At 67.2% G+C, this 18,062-nt stretch carries 14 protein-coding genes and 1 pseudogene; 12 read left to right on the top strand and 3 right to left on the bottom strand.

All coding sequences use genetic code 11. The features are described 5' to 3' along the window. From B2U11_RS01415 to lpxC, 6 genes and pseudogenes are all read left to right on the top strand, one after another. A pseudogene (locus B2U11_RS01415) lies at positions 1 to 162 on the top strand (D-alanine--D-alanine ligase); the annotation flags it as partial. Beyond that, positions 150 to 1,037 carry a cell division protein FtsQ/DivIB gene (locus B2U11_RS01410; RefSeq protein WP_292069264.1) on the top strand — a complete coding sequence of 296 codons (888 nt, stop codon included), beginning with the start codon at positions 150 to 152 and terminating at the stop codon, positions 1,035 to 1,037. The pseudogene B2U11_RS01415 and the gene B2U11_RS01410, both read left to right, overlap by 13 nt. A 64-nt stretch (positions 1,038 to 1,101) precedes the next feature. Next, positions 1,102 to 2,394: a cell division protein FtsA gene (gene ftsA, locus B2U11_RS01405; protein WP_292069265.1), complete on the top strand. Its 1,293-nt coding sequence runs from the start codon at positions 1,102 to 1,104 to the stop codon at positions 2,392 to 2,394. A 196-nt stretch (positions 2,395 to 2,590) separates the two neighbouring features. Then, positions 2,591 to 5,599 carry a TonB-dependent receptor plug domain-containing protein gene (locus B2U11_RS01400; RefSeq protein WP_292069263.1) on the top strand — a complete coding sequence of 1,003 codons (3,009 nt, stop codon included), beginning with the start codon at positions 2,591 to 2,593 and terminating at the stop codon, positions 5,597 to 5,599. A 334-nt stretch (positions 5,600 to 5,933) separates the two neighbouring features. Beyond that, a complete protein-coding gene (gene ftsZ / locus B2U11_RS01395; protein WP_292069262.1) occupies positions 5,934 to 7,523 on the top strand; it encodes a cell division protein FtsZ in 1,590 nt (529 codons plus the stop codon). 202 nt (positions 7,524 to 7,725) lie between these two features. Then, the gene (lpxC, locus tag B2U11_RS01390) at positions 7,726 to 8,625 is read left to right on the top strand and encodes a UDP-3-O-acyl-N-acetylglucosamine deacetylase (RefSeq protein ID WP_292069261.1); all 900 of its coding nucleotides are present in this window, start codon (positions 7,726 to 7,728) and stop codon (positions 8,623 to 8,625) included. Here the strand turns inward: lpxC and pgeF are convergent. From pgeF to lgt, 3 genes are read right to left on the bottom strand one after another with little or no spacing between them, the layout of a single operon-like run. Beyond that, positions 8,622 to 9,392: a peptidoglycan editing factor PgeF gene (pgeF, locus tag B2U11_RS01385; RefSeq protein ID WP_292069260.1), complete on the bottom strand. Its 771-nt coding sequence runs from the start codon at positions 9,390 to 9,392 to the stop codon at positions 8,622 to 8,624. The two genes, lpxC and pgeF, sit on opposite strands and share 4 nt — an antisense overlap. Further along, positions 9,389 to 10,462, bottom strand: coding sequence for a class I SAM-dependent methyltransferase (locus tag B2U11_RS01380; RefSeq protein ID WP_292069258.1), 1,074 nt, complete (start codon positions 10,460 to 10,462; stop codon positions 9,389 to 9,391). Before B2U11_RS01380 ends, pgeF begins: the two co-directional genes overlap by 4 nt. Then, on the bottom strand, positions 10,459 to 11,325 hold the full coding sequence (lgt, locus tag B2U11_RS01375; protein WP_292069256.1) for a prolipoprotein diacylglyceryl transferase: 867 nt from the start codon (positions 11,323 to 11,325) through the stop codon (positions 10,459 to 10,461). Before lgt ends, B2U11_RS01380 begins: the two co-directional genes overlap by 4 nt. Before the next feature lie 100 nt (positions 11,326 to 11,425). Between lgt and B2U11_RS01370 the strand changes: the two genes are divergently transcribed. The 6 genes from B2U11_RS01370 (at position 11,426) to fabF (ending at position 17,981) form a co-directional block, all read left to right on the top strand. Further along, positions 11,426 to 12,721, top strand: coding sequence for an Nramp family divalent metal transporter (locus B2U11_RS01370; RefSeq protein WP_292069254.1), 1,296 nt, complete (start codon positions 11,426 to 11,428; stop codon positions 12,719 to 12,721). Positions 12,722 to 12,814: 93 nt separating this feature from the next. Then, complete coding sequence (locus tag B2U11_RS01365) at positions 12,815 to 14,245, top strand: purple acid phosphatase family protein (RefSeq protein ID WP_201216822.1); 1,431 nt, start codon at positions 12,815 to 12,817, stop codon at positions 14,243 to 14,245. 89 nt (positions 14,246 to 14,334) lie between these two features. Next, positions 14,335 to 15,279 carry an ACP S-malonyltransferase gene (fabD, locus tag B2U11_RS01360; RefSeq protein WP_292069250.1) on the top strand — a complete coding sequence of 315 codons (945 nt, stop codon included), beginning with the start codon at positions 14,335 to 14,337 and terminating at the stop codon, positions 15,277 to 15,279. A 140-nt stretch (positions 15,280 to 15,419) separates the two neighbouring features. Then, entirely contained in the window at positions 15,420 to 16,160 is a 741-nt protein-coding gene (gene fabG / locus B2U11_RS01355; RefSeq protein ID WP_292069246.1) for a 3-oxoacyl-[acyl-carrier-protein] reductase, read from the top strand. 171 nt (positions 16,161 to 16,331) lie between these two features. Further along, positions 16,332 to 16,571: an acyl carrier protein gene (locus tag B2U11_RS01350; RefSeq protein WP_249749913.1), complete on the top strand. Its 240-nt coding sequence runs from the start codon at positions 16,332 to 16,334 to the stop codon at positions 16,569 to 16,571. A gap of 135 nt (positions 16,572 to 16,706) precedes the next feature. Further along, positions 16,707 to 17,981: a beta-ketoacyl-ACP synthase II gene (gene fabF, locus B2U11_RS01345; protein ID WP_292069240.1), complete on the top strand. Its 1,275-nt coding sequence runs from the start codon at positions 16,707 to 16,709 to the stop codon at positions 17,979 to 17,981. The last annotated feature ends 81 nt before the right edge of the window (positions 17,982 to 18,062 follow it).

Here is an 18,062-nt window from a genome sequence, read left to right as displayed (position 1 = left end):
TTCCGTTATGACGATGTTAAGGACGATCTGGTCCTGTTGGAGGTCAACACGCAGCCCGGCATGACGCCGACCTCGCTCGCTCCCGAGCAGGCCGCCCATGTCGGAATGAGCTACGAAGACCTGGTTCGGTGGATGGTGGAGGACGCCTCATGCCCGCGGTAGTTCGCGGCGGTCGGCGACAGAATTCGGCGCAGTCCCCCCGCCGCGCGGCAGGCTCCGCGCAGGGCCGGGGTCGCGGCGGCGCCCGTCAGGGCGGCGGGGCCGTTCCCGGCAAGATGGCCGCCATCGGCCGTGTCGACCTGTCTCCCCGCGCGGTGATGATCGCCCTGGCGGCCGGCGCCTTGGTGGTGGCCGGGGTGCTGGCCACCGGCGCGCGCGCCGAGCGGATCGGCCAGTCCGTCTCTGGCGGCGTGGACCATCTGACCGCCGGCATGGGCCTGACGCTGAAGCGGGTGCACGTCACCGGCGCCTCGGCCGAGGCCGAGCCCGTCATCCAGCGCGCCCTGGGCCTGACCGCCGGCCAGCCCATCGTTGGCCTGGACCTGGACGCCTTGCGACAGCGGGTCCAGTCGGTGGGCTGGGTCAAGGAGGCGCGGGTGGTGCGCCTGTTGCCTGACACCCTGATCGTCGAGGTCAAGGAGCACGACCGCCTGGCGGTCTGGCAGGTCGACGGCCAGATCAAGGTGATCGACGCGGCCGGCAAGGTGATCGAGGGGGCTGACGCGCGTCGCTATCCTGTCCTGCCGCTGGTGGTCGGACGCGGCGCCGACGCCGCGGCCGGCGAGATTCTGCCCCTGTTGAGCCAGCGCCCGCGCCTGATGGGCCGCATCGACGCCCTGGTGCGGGTCGACGAACGCCGCTGGGACCTGCGGCTCAAGGACGGCGGCCTGATCCAGCTGCCCGCCGTCGAACAGGAGGCGGCGCTTATCCGCCTGGACGCGCTGGACCAGCGCGAGCGGCTGCTGGACCTGGGGTTCGCCCGGGTCGATCTGAGAACGCCTGAAGCGGTCGCGGTGCGACCGACCGGCGACGTCTGACGAAGGGACACGGACCGGCATGGGCGGCAAGCAACGGATGGCGGCGAACGATCAGGGCCGGGGCATGGACTCCCGCGGCGGACGCGCGCCCGTGGTCGCCGCCCTGGACATCGGCCATTCCAAGGTCTCCTGCTTCATCATGAAGCCCGACGGCGTGCGCCACGCCGACCGCACCATCCGCGTGGCCGGCGCCAGCCACGTCCAGTCCAAGGGCGTCAAGGGCGGGGCGATCATCAACATGGACGAGGCCGCCCAGGCCATCGGCCATGCCGTCGAACGCGCCGAGCGCGCGGCCCAGAGCCCGGTCTCGGGCGTGGTCGTCACCACCGCCATGGGCCAGATGGCCAGCCACCGCGTCCAGGCGCGCGTCTCGCTGGGGGCCAACCCGATCGGCGACGCCGACCTGGCGCGCGCCATAGGCATGGCCCTGGCCCAGATCCGCCTGCCCAACCGCCGGCCGATCCACGTCCTGCCCATCGCCTGGTCGGTGGACGGGGCGCGGGGCGTCCACGATCCGCGCGCCATGCGCGGCGGCTCTCTGGGCCTGGACCTTCTGGTCGTGTCCATGTCCGAAAGCGTCTTTACGACCCTGAGCCATTGCCTGGAGCTGGCGCACCTGGACCTGCAGGGCGTCGCCGCCGCGCCGGTCGTCTCCTCGCTGGCCGCCCTGGAGGACGACGAGATGGACCTGGGCTGCGTCTGCATCGACATGGGCGGCGGCTCCACCAGCGCCGCGGTCTGGGGCGGCCGGTCCCTGCTGCACATCGAAAGCCTGAACGTCGGCGGCGATCATGTCACCTCCGACATCGCGCGCGGCCTGTCGACCTCCAAGGCGGGCGCAGAGCGGCTGAAAACCCTGCACGGCTCGGCGATGGCCAGCGCCAACGAGGATCGCGAGATGCTGGAGGCCCCGCCGCGCGGCGAGGATTCGTCGGCCGGTCCCGTCGTCGTGCCCCGCGCCATGCTCAAGACCGTCATCGCCCCGCGTGTGGAAGAGACGCTGGAGCTGCTGCGCGATCGGCTGAAGACCGCCGGCGTGGGTCTGGAGCCAGGCGCCGGCCTGGTCCTTACCGGCGGCGCCAGTCAGCTGAACGGCGTCCGCGAACTGGCGGTCCGCGTCTTCGACCGCCCTCTCCGCCTTGGAAAACCCCAACGGGCGCCACATTTGGCCGACGCCGCCTCCGGCCCCGCCTTCTGCGCCACCTCCGGCGTCCTCCTCCGCGCCGCCTACGGCCCGCGCGAGGCGGTCTCCGCCCGCAAGCTGATGGCCCGCCAGATCACCGCCGCCGACGCCCCCAGAGTGCACCGCGGCAACGTCGTCGGCCGCGTGGCGGGGTGGCTGCGGGATAACCTCTGACAAACCGTCCAGCGCTGCTAACGATGTTCGCCGTGTCGTGACCGAAGTGTGTCGTAGGTGTGACGCGTGTGGCGGAAAAACGGCCTCGCGCAACGATGGTACATTGCCTGTCGTAGGTGGGGGCCTCTAGATTGATCCTTTATCGAGCGTTGCTCAGCTTCGCTTGAGTGGGGTCATTCAGAGGACACGGATCGTAGTGAACACCGTCGTTAAGAACCAGCTGCTCAGCAGCACCATCGTTGCGGGCGCGTTGGGCATTCTGGCCTTTGCTCCTGCCGCGTTCGCACAGTCGCAGCAAAACTCGGCTTCCGGCGCTTCGCAGGAAAGCGAGGCCGCCGAGGTCGAGGCGATCGTCGTTACGGGCACGCGCATTCGTTCTAACGCGTTCACCGCAAGCTCGCCCGTCCAGATCATCACATCCGAGAACACGGATCTTCGTGGCATACCCGATGCTGCACAGGCGCTGTTGAGCTCCACCCTCGCTTCATCTTCGTTCCAGATCAACGATCAGTTGTCGGGGTATGTGACCGCCGGTGGCCCGGGCACCCAATCTGTGGCTCTGCGCGGCCTGGGTCCACAGCGCACCTTGACGCTGCTGAATGGCAAGCGCGCGGGTCCCGCCGGTACGCGCGGCCAGGTGCAGGCGTTCGACCTTAACGTCATTCCTGGCTCGCAAATCGAACGGACGGAAATTCTGAAAGACGGTGCGTCGTCGGTCTACGGCTCTGACGCCGTGGCTGGCGTGATCAACATCATCACGCGGACCGACATTGATGGCGGCGAGATGAGCGCCTTTTACAGCCAGCCCCTCGAGGATGGCGGCGAGCAGGTTCGCATCGATGGCGTGTTCGGCAAGACGTGGGATCGCGGATACGCCAATATCGCGGCAGAGTATGCTAAGACATTTGAGTTGGTTCGCGGAGATCGGGATTACACCTCCTGTAACACCGATTATCTGTTCGCCTACGATAATCCCAACCGTCGTGTGGACTACATCGACCCGTTCACCGGCGACTATAAGTGCTACAACCTGAACTCGAACTATGTGGCGTTGCTGACGTCGGGTATGAACATTGTTCGCAATGTTCCCGGTTACGTATACCCCACTGTCGCTCAGGGCAATAACTCCCCCGTGGCTGGCTGGTCCAGGTTCAACCGCAACGGTTATCCCGACACCTTCCTCTATACGCCTTCCGACAACGATTTTGTTCAGGACTCGACCGTCATCAGTCCGCGCGAAAGCTACACATTGAACTTCAACGGTGGGTTCAAGGTCGCTCCGCGCGCTGAGCTTTACACGGAGTTGCTGTACAACCGCCGCGAATCCGAGACGCGCGGCGCAGCGCAAATTTTCCCGAGCTTTGCGCAACGCAACGTCGTGAATGGTGCGCCTAATAACTTGCCGGCGTCGAACCCCAACAACCCGTTCGGCCAACCTGTTCAATATGTGATCCCGTACGCGTCGAATACCTATCAGACAGTCGACTACTACCGTGGCGTGGCGGGAATCCGGGGTGATTTCGATGCGTTTGGATCGACCTGGGATTTCGATCTGTATGGGCAATACTCCTACAGCGATGCGGTCTATAATTTCGGACCTCGGATCTACCTTGATCGTTTCCTTGCACTAAACAGCCCCAATGTCGCCTGTACGGACAATCCGCGCGGCGGGAATTTCTCCAACTTCAGCTGCGCCGACATGCCCAACGGCATCGCTTGGACGTCGGAACGTGTCCTGTCGGGCGATTTCAACGAAGCCGAGCGTGACTTCCTGTTCTTTGAAGAGGAAGGCACCACGACCTACGAGCACGCCTATGTGGAAGGTGTGATTTCGACGCCGGATCTGTTCACTCTGCCGGCCGGCGATGTTGGCGTCGCCCTGGGCTTCCAGTTCCGCCGCGAAGAGTTGGATGACACGCCGGGCTATCAGGCGGCCAATCGCAACATGGCGCTCTTCAGCTCCGCCGGCCGCACCGCGGGATCGGATACGATCAAGGAAGTGTTCGGCGAAGTGGAGATGCCGCTGCTGAAGGGAATGCCCTTCATTCAACTGCTGACCCTGAACGCGTCCGGTCGCATTTCGGATTACGATTCCTACGGCAACAGCGAGACCTATAAGGTCGGCCTGAACTGGGAGCTTTCGTCTGAGTTCCGTGTTCGCTCCGCTTACGGCACGTCGTTCCGCGCTCCTGCGCTCTACGAGCAGTTCCTGGGCGCTCAGATCGGCTACTCCGGACAGACGGCGGACCCGTGCTACAACTACACCGAGAACGACAACATCGAGCCGGCTATTCTCCAGGGCTGTATTGCTGATGGCGCGTCCACCACGCTCGGCGGTTCCTCCATCGCGGTGTCTTCCGTGGGCGGCCGCGATTTGCTGGAAGCGGAAACGGCGGACAACTTCAGCGCGGGCATTGTCTGGACGCCCGCGTTTGCTCCGCTGAGCGTGGCGCTCGATTATTACGATATCTCGATCGAGAACGCTGTTAGCCAACTCGGCGTCGGTGAAATCATCCGTCGTTGCTATCGCGGTCAAACGGGCTTCTGTTCGTTGTTCACGCGTGTCGACAATCCCGGCGGCGCTGATGACGGCAAGCTCGCGACGGTCGACAACGCCTATGTCAACGTGGCGGAACAGGCTGGTCGCGGTCTCGACCTTCAGATCCGCTGGACCCAAGACCTGTCGTTCGGTCGCCTGACTCTTGAGACGGAGCATTCCTACAAGCTCGAGGACACCGAAACGGTTCTGGGAGACACGACGGATTTCCGCAACGACACGTTTAACTATGGTGGTCCGGCTTACTCCGGCAACTTCTCGGCGACTCTGAGCCGGGGACCGTGGACGGCGTTCTACCGTGTCGATCTGATCGGTCGCGGCTCTGATATCGACGAACAGGGCGGCGGCACGGAAATCCTGGCTAACGCCAAATACGCAGATCTCCCGAACGGAATCTCGGGGACGGACTGCACGCAACTGAACAGCTACTGCACGATCTACACCTTCACGACCGGCTTCTACGACAACCACTCGGCCTCGCTGCGTTACGACGGCGGCGGCTGGTCCACGACGCTGGGCGTGCAGAATCTGTTTGATACGCCTCCGCCCGTCGCCGGTGTCGGTCTGTTCCGCGTCGGTAACGCCGCGCTGAACGGCTACGACATGCGCGGTCGGCGCGTGTCGCTGCGGTTCACGAAGAACTTCTGATCTTCGCGAAGATAAGATGAAGCGTGAAAAGCCCTTGGGAGAGTATCCCAAGGGCTTTTTGTTGGGCGCGTTCGGGCTTCGTTGGTCAAGCCCGCGGGCGGCACTCGGCGGCTGCCGGGAAGGAGGGACTACGTCCGGCCAAGGCGCGCGCCAAAAATCCGATCAAAATCTGCGGCCAAGCTATTTTTGGGCCTGCGAGCGAACCCGACTCACATTATCGCCGTAACCTTCTCTTAACCCTCATGGGCGCACTCCTTAACACGCTCATAACCAATGCGATTCGGCGGGGCGTTCGCTTGGTTTCCGAGGGCAGGGTCGGAAGGTCGGAAAAAGAATGTCACTCTCGCTGGTCAAGCCTCAAGCCACTGAATTGAAGCCCCGGATCGTCGTGTTCGGCGTCGGCGGGGCGGGCGGCAACGCCGTCAACAACATGATCGACGCCGGCCTCGAAGGGGTCGAGTTCGTCGTCGCCAACACGGACGCCCAGCACCTGTCGTTCGCCAAGACCGACCGCCGGATCCAGCTGGGCGAGACCATCACCCAGGGCCTGGGCGCCGGCGCCCACCCCGAGGTCGGCATGAACGCCGCCGAGGAATCCGCCGACGAGATTCACCAGCATCTCGAAGGCGCGCACATGGTCTTTATCACCGCCGGCATGGGCGGCGGCACCGGCACGGGCGCTGCGCCCATCATCGCCAAGTGCGCGCGTGATCGCGGCATCCTGACCGTCGGCGTGGTGACCAAGCCCTTCACCTTCGAGGGCCGCCACCGGATGCGCCTGGCCGACGCGGGCGTGGCCGAGCTGCAGCGCTATGTCGACACCCTGATCGTCATTCCGAACCAGAACCTGTTCCGCGTCGCCAACGAGCGCACGACCTTCGCCGACGCCTTCGGCATGGCCGACCAGGTTCTGCACTCGGGCGTGCGTTCGATCACCGACCTGATGATCCTGCCGGGCCTGATCAACCTGGACTTCGCCGACGTGCGCGCCGTCATGTCCGAGATGGGCAAGGCGATGATGGGCACCGGAGAGGCCTCGGGCGACGACCGCGCCCTGCTGGCCGCCCAGAACGCCATCGCCAATCCGCTGCTGGACGAGACCAGCCTGAAGGGCGCCAAGGCCGTGCTGGTCAACATCACCGGCGGCCTGGACATGACCCTGCTGGAAGTCGACGAGGCCGCCAACGCCATTTCGGCCGAGGTGGACGGCGACGCCAACATCATCTTCGGCGCCGCATTCGATCCGGCGCTGGAAGGCAAGATCCGCGTCTCGGTGGTCGCCACGGGCATGGACGAGGGCGAGGTCAAGCGCATCGAGCCGATCGCGCCCGCGACCGGGACCGGTTCGCCCCTGGCCAACCACGACGCCCGTCGTTCGGCCGGCGGCCTTTATGGAACCGCAGCCCAACGCCCCGAGCCCGCCCGCGACGCCTGGCGCGAGCCGACCCGCGCCGAGGCGACACGTGCGCCTGAGCCGACCGTCGCCCCCGCCGCTCCCGCTTACGAGCCGCCCGTGGCCCGCGCGCCCGAGCCCGCCCCCGCGCCGGAGCCGCGTATCGAGGTTCGCCCCGAGCCGGTGATCCGCGTGGCGGACGAGCAGCCCCAGGCGCGCAGCCTGGATCCGATCGTCGATCCGTGGGTCGAGGAATACGAGACGACGCGCAAGCCTGCTCCGTCACAGCCGGCCGCCCAGGCCGACTTGTATGATCGCGCCGAGCCGGTTGACGACTATGACGACCGGGATCATCGCCGCAGCGGCTGGAGCCTGTTCGGCCGCAAGCGGGCGCAGGCTCCGCAACCGACCTATGCGCCGCGCCCGACCGCGGGCGCCCGAACGGCCGCCCAGCCGGCACCCGAGCCGGAGGCCGGTCAGGCCGACGACGATCTGGAGATTCCCTCTTTTCTCCGACGTCTGGCGAACTAGGCGTTAGGACCGACAAGTCCTGATCTGGAAAGGGCGGCCGCAGGGTCGCCCTTTTTCATTTGCGTGGGCCCTCATTGTCGCCCCGGCTACGGAAACAATCCGAAACCCGACTTTCATTTTCTCCTTGCTGGCCGGCCGCTAGATCAGCGGTGAGGCGCAATCCGCACGCAGAGGCGGAAGCGCGCAGACAGAGAGTTTGAGCTTGCCGGTCATCCACGACCATCACGAACGCACCCTCGTCGCGCCTGCGATCATCGCCGGCGTGGGCGTGCACACGGGCCGCCGCGTACGCCTGGCCGTGCGTCCCGCCCCGGCCGGAACGGGCATCGTCTTCGTGCGGACCGACGTGACGGACCGCGACAACCGCATCCCTGTGTCGGGCGAGGCGGTGGTCGATGCGCGACTGAACACCATGATCGCCAACGCCGACGACGTGCGGCTGTCGACCATCGAGCACCTGATGGCGGCCTTCGCGGCCCTGGGCGTGTCCAACGCCGTCATCGAGGTCGACGGACCCGAACTGCCGATCCTGGACGGGTCGGCGCGGGACTTCGTCAACCTGCTGGACCGGGCGGGCTTCCGTCGTCAGCCGACGCCGGTGCGCTACATCGAGATCCTGGAGCCGATCCAGGTGGAAGAGGGCGACAAGCGCGCCGCGCTCCTGCCCTGCGATCGCTACGAGATGCGCATGGAGATCGACTTTCCGTCGGCCGCCATCGGCAACCAGGTGGTGGACTTCGTCGTCGACGAGGCGACCTTCCGCACCGAGATCATGGCCGCGCGCACCTTCGGCTTCGCCCATGAGGTGGAGGCCCTGCGCCAGGCCGGCCTGGCCCGCGGCGGCTCGCTGGAGAACGCCGTGGTCATCGACGGCGACGACATCCTGAACCCCGGCGGCCTGCGCATGGAGCGCGAGTTCGTGCGGCACAAGGCGCTGGACGCCATCGGCGACCTCTATGTGCTGGGCGCGCCGATCCTGGGCCGGTACGAAGGCTACAAGGCCGGACACGCCCTGAACAACAAGCTGGTCCGCGCCCTTCTGGCCGCGCCGCACGCCTGGCGCGAGGCCGTCCGCGTACCGGAACTGGCCCAGGCGGGCTAAACCCGGATCACCGAGATCAGCCGGCCGAAGTCCGTTTCTCCCCGCTGGAAGGCCCGGCGGTTCGAATAGAAGCGGTCGGCGTCGGCGCAGGTGTCGTGGCCGGTCCAGACGGCTTGGCGCACCCCGGCTTGCTGCAGTCGCCACAGGACGAAGCCGGGCAGGTCGAACTGGCGCTTGTCGAGGGTCGCCCCCGGGCGGAAGAAACGGTCGCTGCCGGGATCGTGGTGGGTGAACCTGTCCTGGAAGTCCTGACCAACCTCATAGCTGTCCTGGGCGATGCAGGGGCCGACGACGGCCAGCATCCGATGGGGCGCCGCGCCCAGGGCCTCCATAGCCGCGACGGCCGAATGCACGATGCCGCCCAGTGCGCCCTTCCAGCCGGCGTGGACGGCGGCGACGATGCGCGTCTCCGGGTCGGCCAGCAGAACCGGCGCGCAGTCGGCGGTCAGGACCGAACACAGCACGCCCGGCTCGGCCGTGACGACGGCGTCGCCCTCGGGTCGGTCGCCCCGCCAGGGCCCCTCGGCCACGCGGGCGACGGCGGAATGAATCTGATAGCAGCCGTTCAGGTGATCGAGGTCCGCGCCCATTGCTTCAGCGACGCGGCGACGGTTCTCGATAACGGCGGCTGGATCGTCATTGGAGCCGACGCCGGTGTTCAGCCCTTCGTAAACGCCGGACGAGATTCCCCCCGCCCGCGTGAAGAAGCCGTGGGCGATGCCGGCCGCGCTCAGCAGCGGGTGGGTGATGGGGGTAGGCGGGGTCATGCGTCCCATCCGGGCGCGACCAGCGAATGGGGCGAGAAGATAGCGGCGGCCTTGAACAGGGTTCCCATCTGGTCCTCGGCGGTCAGGCGGTTCAACTGGCGCTCGATCACCGGCGCGGCGTCCGGGCGTCCCCGCTTCAAGGCTTCGGCGCGATGTTCGATCCCCAGTCGCTTGAGGAATTCGCCCTGGCCCAGGCAGCCGGTCACGTCGGCGCCGGCGCGGACGGCGGCTTCAAGCACGGTCGGAAAGTCGGCCCACTGGGTCAGATCGGCCTGCCCCGGCGCGTCCAGCGGATCGACCTTTGCATGGCGGCGCAGGGCCTGAAGCGTGTCGCCGGCCTCGGGCCGCGCGCGGCCGTAGTCGATCAACAGGGCCGCGCCGGACGCCGCACGCACCAGGGCGCCCAGGTCGCGGCCGAAGGCGGCCTGCTGATCCGAAATCTCGACCGTCTGGCCCGCCTGAACCTCGAACGCCGGGCGGACGAACCCGCCGGTGATCGCCGACAGGCCGAACACCAGGTCGTTCTCGTCGGTGACGCCGATGCGCCGCTCGAACCAGCCGTCGTCGGTGCGCACGAACTGGCGCGCGGGCAGGCAGTCCAGAACCTCGTTGGCGATCAGCACGACGGGGGCGTCGATTTCCACCTGGGTCAGGTCGCGCACCCAGCGCGGGGCGACGTCGGCCCCCGCCAGCGCCCGCGCCTGCAGATCGCGCAACGGCCCGCTGGGTTCGATCAGGATCAGATCGACCGCCTCCAGAAAGCCCGGCGCCAGGCGGGCGGCGCGCAGGACGTCGCTCATCAGCGTACCGTCGCCGGGACCGACCTCGACCAGCCGCAGCCGCTCGGGCGCGCCCAGACGGTTCCAGGTCTCCACCGCCCACAGACCGATCAACTCGCCGAACATCTGGCTGACCAGGGGAGCGGTGATGAAGTCGCCGCCTTCCCCCAGCGACGGCCGGGTGGCGTAATAGCCGTCCTGCGGATCGTGCAGGCAGCGGGTCACATAGTCGGCCACCGTCATCGGCCCGGTCAGGGCGATTTCGCGCGCCAGCCTGGCCTTCAGGCTCATGCGACGACGGGCGGGCGGCTCCGGGCCCGCCAGATCAGCCACAGACCGACCAGGACCATCGGAATCGACAGCATCATACCCATCGTCAGTCCCAGCGGGAAGTCGGGCATGCCGTAGTCCGGCTCGCGCACATTCTCCAGCAGGGCGCGGCAGACGCCGTAGCCGACCAGGAACAGGCCGGTGACATAGCCCGGCTTCATCAGCAGCCGCCCCTTCCACACCGCCAGCGACAGCAGGCCGAACAGGACGATTCCCTCCAGCCCCGCCTCATAGAGTTGGCTGGGATGGCGCGGCGCGTCGCCGGCCGGGCAGAATCCGTACATCTGCTGAATGCGGTCGTTGCAGAAGCGAATGGCCCAGGGGACCGTCGTCTCGCGGCCCCACAGCTCGCCATTGATGAAGTTGGCCAGTCGGCCGAAGCCCAGGCCGATGGGCACCACCGGCGCCACCAGATCGCCGATCCGCAGCATGTCGATCTTCTGCGCGCGCGAGAACAGGACGATGGCCAGGGCCACGCCCAGGAAGCCGCCATGGAAGCTCATGCCGCCGGTCCACAGCTGGAACAGCTCGAAGCGTTCGCCCAGCGTGTCGCCGGTGAACAGCTGGGCGTACATGACCGGCTTGTAGAACAGCGCATAGCCCAGTCGCCCGCCCAGGATGATGCCCAGCACGATCCACAGCACCAGGTCGTCCAGCTGCGCCGGCGTCATCGGCGGCCGCCCGCCCCACAGCCGGTCGGTCTTGACCAGACGGGTGGCGTACCACCAGCCCAGGACGATGCCCGCCACATAGGCCAGGGCGTACCAACGGATCGGCAACGGTCCCAGATGGATCAGGACCGGATCGAATTCGGGAAAGGGCAAGTCGCACCTCGAAGCTGGATCGCCGCCCGCTTTAGCAAGCGTCGCCGCCTGCGTCGCCTGCGAAGGTGACGGCTTGTTGGCGGGCGGCTAGGCTCGCGTCATGTCCGAACCCGAGAACGAACCCCAGACCACCCGCGCCCGCTGGTCCCTGATCGGCCCGGGCATCGTCGTGGCCGCCACGGGTGTCGGCGCAGGCGACCTGGTCGCCACCCTGATCGCGGGCTCGCGCTTCGGCTACGCCCTGCTGTGGGCCGCGATCGTCGGGACGGTCATAAAGATCGCCCTGGCCGAGGGCGTGGGCCGCTGGACCCTGGCCAGCGGGCGGACGATTTTCGACGGTTGGTCGTCGCTGGGCGGCGGCTGGTTTGGAGGACGGCTGAACTGGGCGGGCGTCTATTTCGGCCTCTATGTCGTCATCTGGGGCTTCGTCTATGGCGCAGCGGCGATGACGGCGACGGCTCTGCCGCTGGCTGCCCTTTTCGGCGGCGACCTGAAGGTGTGGGGCGTGCTCAGCGGCGTGATCGGGCTCGCCTTCGTCTGGTTCGGCGGCTACGGCCTGTTCGAGAAGGTGATGACGGGCCTGGTCGGGCTGATGTTCGTCACCGTCGTCAGCCTGGCGGTCATCGTGGCGCCCGATCTTCCGGCGCTGATGACGGGCATGGTTCCGACGCTGCCGCAGGGGTCGGTCTTCTATACCCTGGGCCTGATCGGCGGGGTCGGCGGCACGATCACCATGGCGGCCTACGGCTATTGGGTGAACGCCAAGGGCTGGCGCGGGCCTGGCTGGATGCGGGTCATGCGGCTGGACAACGGCGTGGCCTATGTCGTCACCGGCGTCTTCGTCATCGCCATGCTGATCGTCGGGGCGGAACTGCTGTATTCGGCGGGCATCGCCCTGAGAAGCGGCGAGCGGGGCCTGCTGGACCTGGATCAGGTGCTTCGCGACCGGTTCGGGCGGCCGATCTCCATCCTGTTCCTGGTCGGCTTCTGGGCCGCCACCTTCTCCAGCCTGATCGGCGTCTGGCAGGGCGTCAGCCTGATGTTCGCCGACTTCTACGGCCACGTCTCCGGCCGTTCACGCGGGCTGGAGCGGGGGATCGAGGGCGAAGGGCCCGTCGAGAAGACCTTGCCGTTCCGCGCCTATGCGATGTGGCTGACATTCCCGCCCATCGTCCTGCTGTTCATGGATCGGCCGTTCGGCCTGATCGTCGCCTATGGGGTGCTGGGCAGTCTGTTCATGCCCTTCCTGGCCGGGACGCTGATCTGGCTGCTGAACAGCGACAGAACGCCGCGTCCGTGGCGCAGCGGCTGGGCGTCGAACCTGCTTCTGGGCGCGGCGGCGCTGCTGTTCGCCCTGCTGGCGGGGAACGAACTGATCGGTCTGCTTCGACCGTAGCCGGCGCGATCATCGTCAGACCTTCACGATAGTCTCGGGGAACCGTCGCACATCCCCGCTAGGCGGATCGGGAAACCGCTTGGGGGATCGAGCATGAAGACGTCCGTCGCCGCCCTGATGGGACTTGTCGTGCTGGCCGCCTGGCCGGCCGTGGCCCAGGTGATGGCGCCGCCGGACCCCGATCCCGCGCCGCCGCCGGCCCATGCGCCGAACGGACGGTGGGCGGCCAGGGGCTGGGCCGATCGCATCGTGCTGAGCCCCGCCGCCGACGCCGCGCACGGAGCCGCCGTGGCCTGGCGCACCGATGTCCGACAGACGACCGCCGAGGCGCAGATCGCCGAGGAGATCGACGGCCCCCTGCTGGGATTTTCCGCCCGCACCGTCGCGGGAACGACCGCGCCGATCGAGAACGAGAACGGCCAGGCGCTCTATCACCAGGTGCGGTTCGAGGGGCTGGAGCCCGCCACCCGCTACGTCTATCGCGTCCGCGCCGCCGACGGCTGGAGCGAATGGCTGCCGTTCCGCACGGCGGCGGCCGATTTCGCGCCGTTCCGTTTCATCTATCTGGGCGACACCCAGAACGACATCCTCGAGATCGGCTCGCGCGTCATCCGCTCGGCCCTGAAGGAGGCCGGTCCCGCCGCCCTGGTCGTCCACGCCGGCGACTTGGTGGCCCAGCGCGAGACCAAGGTGCACGACGACGAATGGGGCGAATGGACCGAGGCGGGCGGTCGCGCCTTCGCCATGACGCCGCAGGTCCCCGCGACCGGCAATCACGAATACGTCGACCACATCCTGCCCGACGGGACGGAGTCGCGGGAGTTGGGGCCGCACTGGCCGCTGCAGTTCGCCTTGCCTCAAAACGGCGCGCCGGGGGCGGAGCAGACCAGCTATTTCGTCGACTACCAGGGCGTGCGGTTCATCGTGCTGGACGGCACGGCGGCCATCGACCTGGGCGCGTCCGAAAGCCAGACCCGCTGGCTGGATCAGGCGCTGGCCTCCAGCCCCGCGCGCTGGAACGTTGCTCTGTTCCATCAGCCGATCTACACCTGCGCCCGACCTGAGGACACCGAGGAACTGAAGACGGCGTGGAAGCCGATCTTCGACGCGCGCCGGATCGATCTGGTGCTGCAGGGGCATGATCACTGCTACGGCCGGGTGTCCGATCCCGCTGGCGCCGAGGCCTCGCGCGCCAACAGCGACGCCGGGCGACCGCAGGGGCCGGTCTATGTCGTCTCGGTCACGGGCTCGAAGATGTACGGCCTGAACGATCGCGCCGACACCCAGCCGGTCCGCGCCGCCGAAAACACCGAGCTCTACCAGCTGGTCGACGTCGAGGCGGATCGCCTGAACTTCCGCGCCTTCACCGCCACGGGGCGGCTCTATGACGCCTTTACCCTGGTGAAGGGCGAGGACGGGCTGAACCGGTTGATCGAAACGGATGAGACGTTGCTGGCGGCCCGTCGCTGCGACGGCGCGGCAGGGCCTGACGACCGCCCGTGCACGGCTGAGATCAAGGACTGAAGCCGCCGTTCTCGGCTTGGCTTGCCGTAGGGAAGGCTTTCGCTTACCCCTCCCGGCTCGATTCCAGGACGATGACGGACGAACCGCACATGACCCTCGCGCTTCTTTTCCCCGGACAGGGCAGCCAGGCGGTCGGCATGGGCGCGGCGCTGGCCGACGCCTTCCCATCCGCCCGCGACGTCTTCGCCGAGGTGGACGAAGCGTTGGGCCAGAAGCTGTCGGTCCTGATGCGCGAGGGGCCGGAGGACCAACTGACCCTGACCGAGAACGCCCAGCCGGCCTTGATGGCCGTGTCGCTGGCCGTGATCCGTGCGCTGAAGGTCGAGTTCGGCGTGGACGTTTCGCGGGCCGCCTTCGTCGCCGGCCACTCGCTGGGCGAATATTCGGCCCTGGCGGCGGCGGGCGCCCTGAGCGTGTCTGACACTGCCCGGCTTTTGAAGCTGCGCGGTCAGGCGATGCAGCGGGCCGCGCCGGTCGGCAAGGGGGCGATGGCGTCGCTGATCGGGCCCAAGACCGACCTCGCCTTGGCCGAGGCGGCCGCGGCGGCCGGCGCGGAAGTCGGCGTCTGCGTCGTCGCCAACGACAACAACGCCGGCAATATCGTCATCTCCGGCGACAAGGCGGCGGTGGACCGGGCCATCGAAAAGGCCAAGGAACTGGGCGCGCGGGCGATCCCGCTGAACGTCTCGGCGCCCTTCCACTGCCCGCTGATGCAGCCGGCCGCCGATGAGATGGCCGCCGCCCTGGCCTCGGCGAAGATCGTCGCGCCGGTCGTCCCGGTGGTCGCCAACGTCACCGCCCGCCCGGAAAGCGACCCCGAGACGATCCGCCGCCTGCTGGTCGAACAGGTCACCGGCCGTGTGCGCTGGCGCGAAAGCATGGAATGGATGGCCGGCGAAGGCGGCGTGACGCGCTTCGTCGAGGTCGGATCGGGCAAGGTGCTGACCGGCATGGCCAAGCGCATCGCGCCGGACGCCGAAAGCCTGCCGCTGAACACGCCGGAAGACCTGGAAACGTTCGCGAAGGCTCTTTGAGACCCGCTCATCCCGGCGAAAGCCGGGACCCAGAACTTTGGGCGATGAGCGTTTGAGTTTGTGCAGGAGTGGTGATCCCGGCCATCCTGCGCTTGAAAGCACTGGGTCCCGGCTTTCGCCGGGATGAGCGGAGAATTTGAATGTTCAATCTCGCAGGCAAGACCGCGCTGGTGACCGGCGCGACGGGCGGCATCGGCGGGGCGATCGCGCGGGCGCTGCACGCCCAGGGCGCGACCGTGGTGCTGTCGGGCACGCGTGAGGCCGTGCTGGCGGACCTGGCCAAGGAGTTGGGCGAACGGGCGCATTTCGCCACGGCCAACCTGTCGGACGCCGAGTCGGTCGACAATCTGGTCAATGCGGCGGAAACGGCGGCCGGCGCGCCGTTGGATATTCTCGTGGCCAATGCGGGCGTCACCAAGGACGGCCTGCTGATGCGGATGAAGGACGAGGACTTCGAGCACGTGCTCAAGGTCAATCTGGAAAGCTATTTCCGCCTGACCCGTGCGGCGGTGAAGGGCATGATGAAGCGTCGCGCCGGCCGCATCATCGGCGTGACCTCCGTGGTCGGCGTCACCGGCAACCCCGGCCAGACCAACTATTCGGCGTCCAAGGCCGGCATGATCGGCTTTTCCAAGTCGCTGGCCCAGGAGGTCGGCTCGCGTGGGATCACCGTCAACTGCATCGCGCCGGGCTTCATCGCCAGCCCCATGACCGACGTGCTGAACGAGCAGCAACGCGAGACCATCCTGGCCAAGATTCCCGCCGGTCGCCTGGGTTCGGGCGACGAGATCGCCGCCGCCGCCGTCTATCTGTGTTCGGACGAAGCCGCCTATGTCACGGGCCAGACCTTGCACGTGAACGGCGGCATGGCGATGATCTGACCGCGATCACGACACGCAACAGACTATTTCCCGCCCCGACGGCTGTGCTAAAGGGCGGTATGCATTGGCGGTTCGAGCCCTTTGGGCTTGCGTCGTCGGCGCTGCCGTGAGACGGCGATTTTTGATGAGACCCCGCCTCTACGGCGCATTTAAACAGGCAGAGAGACACTCATGTCCGACACCCTCGAGCGCGTTCGCAAGATCGTCATCGACCACCTGGACGCCGATCCGGACAAGGTCACGGAAAAGGCCAGCTTCATCGACGACCTGGGCGCCGACTCGCTCGACAACGTCGAGCTGGTGATGGCCTTCGAAGAAGAATTCGACATCGAAATCCCGGACGACGCCGCCGAACACATCCAGACGGTCGGCGACGCCGTGAAGTACATCGACGAAAAGTCGGCCGGCTGATTTCAGCCGCCGTCCGGCGATAGTCAGGGCCGCCCGGCGCTCCTAGCGGAGACGCCCGGCGGCCTTTACTGTTTCTGACCCGCGAATCCGGCTTCGGGATTTGCGTTGAATCGTAAGAGCGAAGGAGCGAACGCCATGCGTCGCGTCGTGGTGACAGGAATCGGCCTGCTGACCCCCCTGGGCTGGGGCGTCGAGAAAAGCTGGAATGGCATCGTAGAAGGGCGTTCGGGCATCGGTCCGATCACCGCTTTCGACGCCGAAGGTTACGCCTGCACCATCGCCGGAGAGGTTCCCAGCGTGGACGGGCGCGGCGGCGGCGGCGAGGGCGACTTCGACCCCGACCAGATCATGTCGGCCAAGGACAGGAAGCGCGTCGACGACTTCATCCTGTACGCCATCGCCGCAGCCGACGAGGCCCTGCACGACGCGAACTGGAAACCCGAAACCGACGAGGACAAGGAGCGCACCGGTGTCATGGTCGGCGCCGGCATCGGCGGCCTGGGCCCCATCGCCGACACCGCCATCATCCTGAAGGAACAGGGGCCGCGTCGTGTCAGCCCCTTTTTCATCCCCAGCGCCTTGATCAACCTGGCCGGCGGCCAGATCTCGATCCGCCACGGCCTTAAGGGGCCGAACCACGCGGTCGTCACCGCCTGCGCCACCGGCGCCCACGCCATCGGCGACGCGGCCCGGATGATCGCCCTGGACGACGCGGACGTTATGGTGTGCGGTGGGGCGGAAAGCTCGATCGTGCCGATCGGCATCGCGGGCTTTCTGGCCTGCAAGGCGCTGTGCACCGCCTATAACGACACGCCCGAAACGGCCTCGCGCCCCTATGACCGCGGCCACGCCGGCTTCGTCATGGGCGAGGGCGCCGGGATATTCGTGCTGGAGGAGTACGAGCACGCCAAGGCGCGCGGCGCCAAGATCTACGCCGAGGTCGTCGGCTACGGCATGAGCGGCGACGCCTATCACATCACCGCCCCGTCCGAGGACGGCGAGGGCGGCGAGCGGGCCATGAAGGCGGCGTTGAAGCGCGCAGGGCTGCAACCCTCCGACCTCGACTACGTCAACGCCCACGGCACCTCGACCATGGCCGACTGGATCGAACTGAAGGCCATAGAGCGGCTGGTCGGCGACCACGCCAAGGACCTGGCGGTGTCGTCCACCAAGTCGATGACCGGCCACCTTCTGGGCGCCGCCGGGGCCATCGAGGCGGCTTTCTGCGTCCTGGCCATCCGCGACCAGATCGCCCCGCCGACCATCAACCTGGACGATCCGGAACACGAGACGCCGATCGACCTGGTCCCGCACAAGGGCAAGCCGAGAAAGATTGATGTTGCGATGTCCAACAGCTTCGGCTTCGGCGGCACCAACGCCTCGGTGATCTTCAAGAAGGTCGTGGACTGAGATGTTCGGGCGCGGACGGGTCGAGAAGCGATCGGGCCTGACCGTCGCCCTGCTGACGGGTTCGGCGACCTTCGACCTGTT

The organism is Brevundimonas sp. UBA7534, from assembly GCF_002479325.1.
Classification (GTDB): domain Bacteria; phylum Pseudomonadota; class Alphaproteobacteria; order Caulobacterales; family Caulobacteraceae; genus Brevundimonas.
The sequence above is the reverse complement of the archived record's forward strand: the minus strand, read 5'-3'. Positions and strand labels throughout refer to the sequence as shown.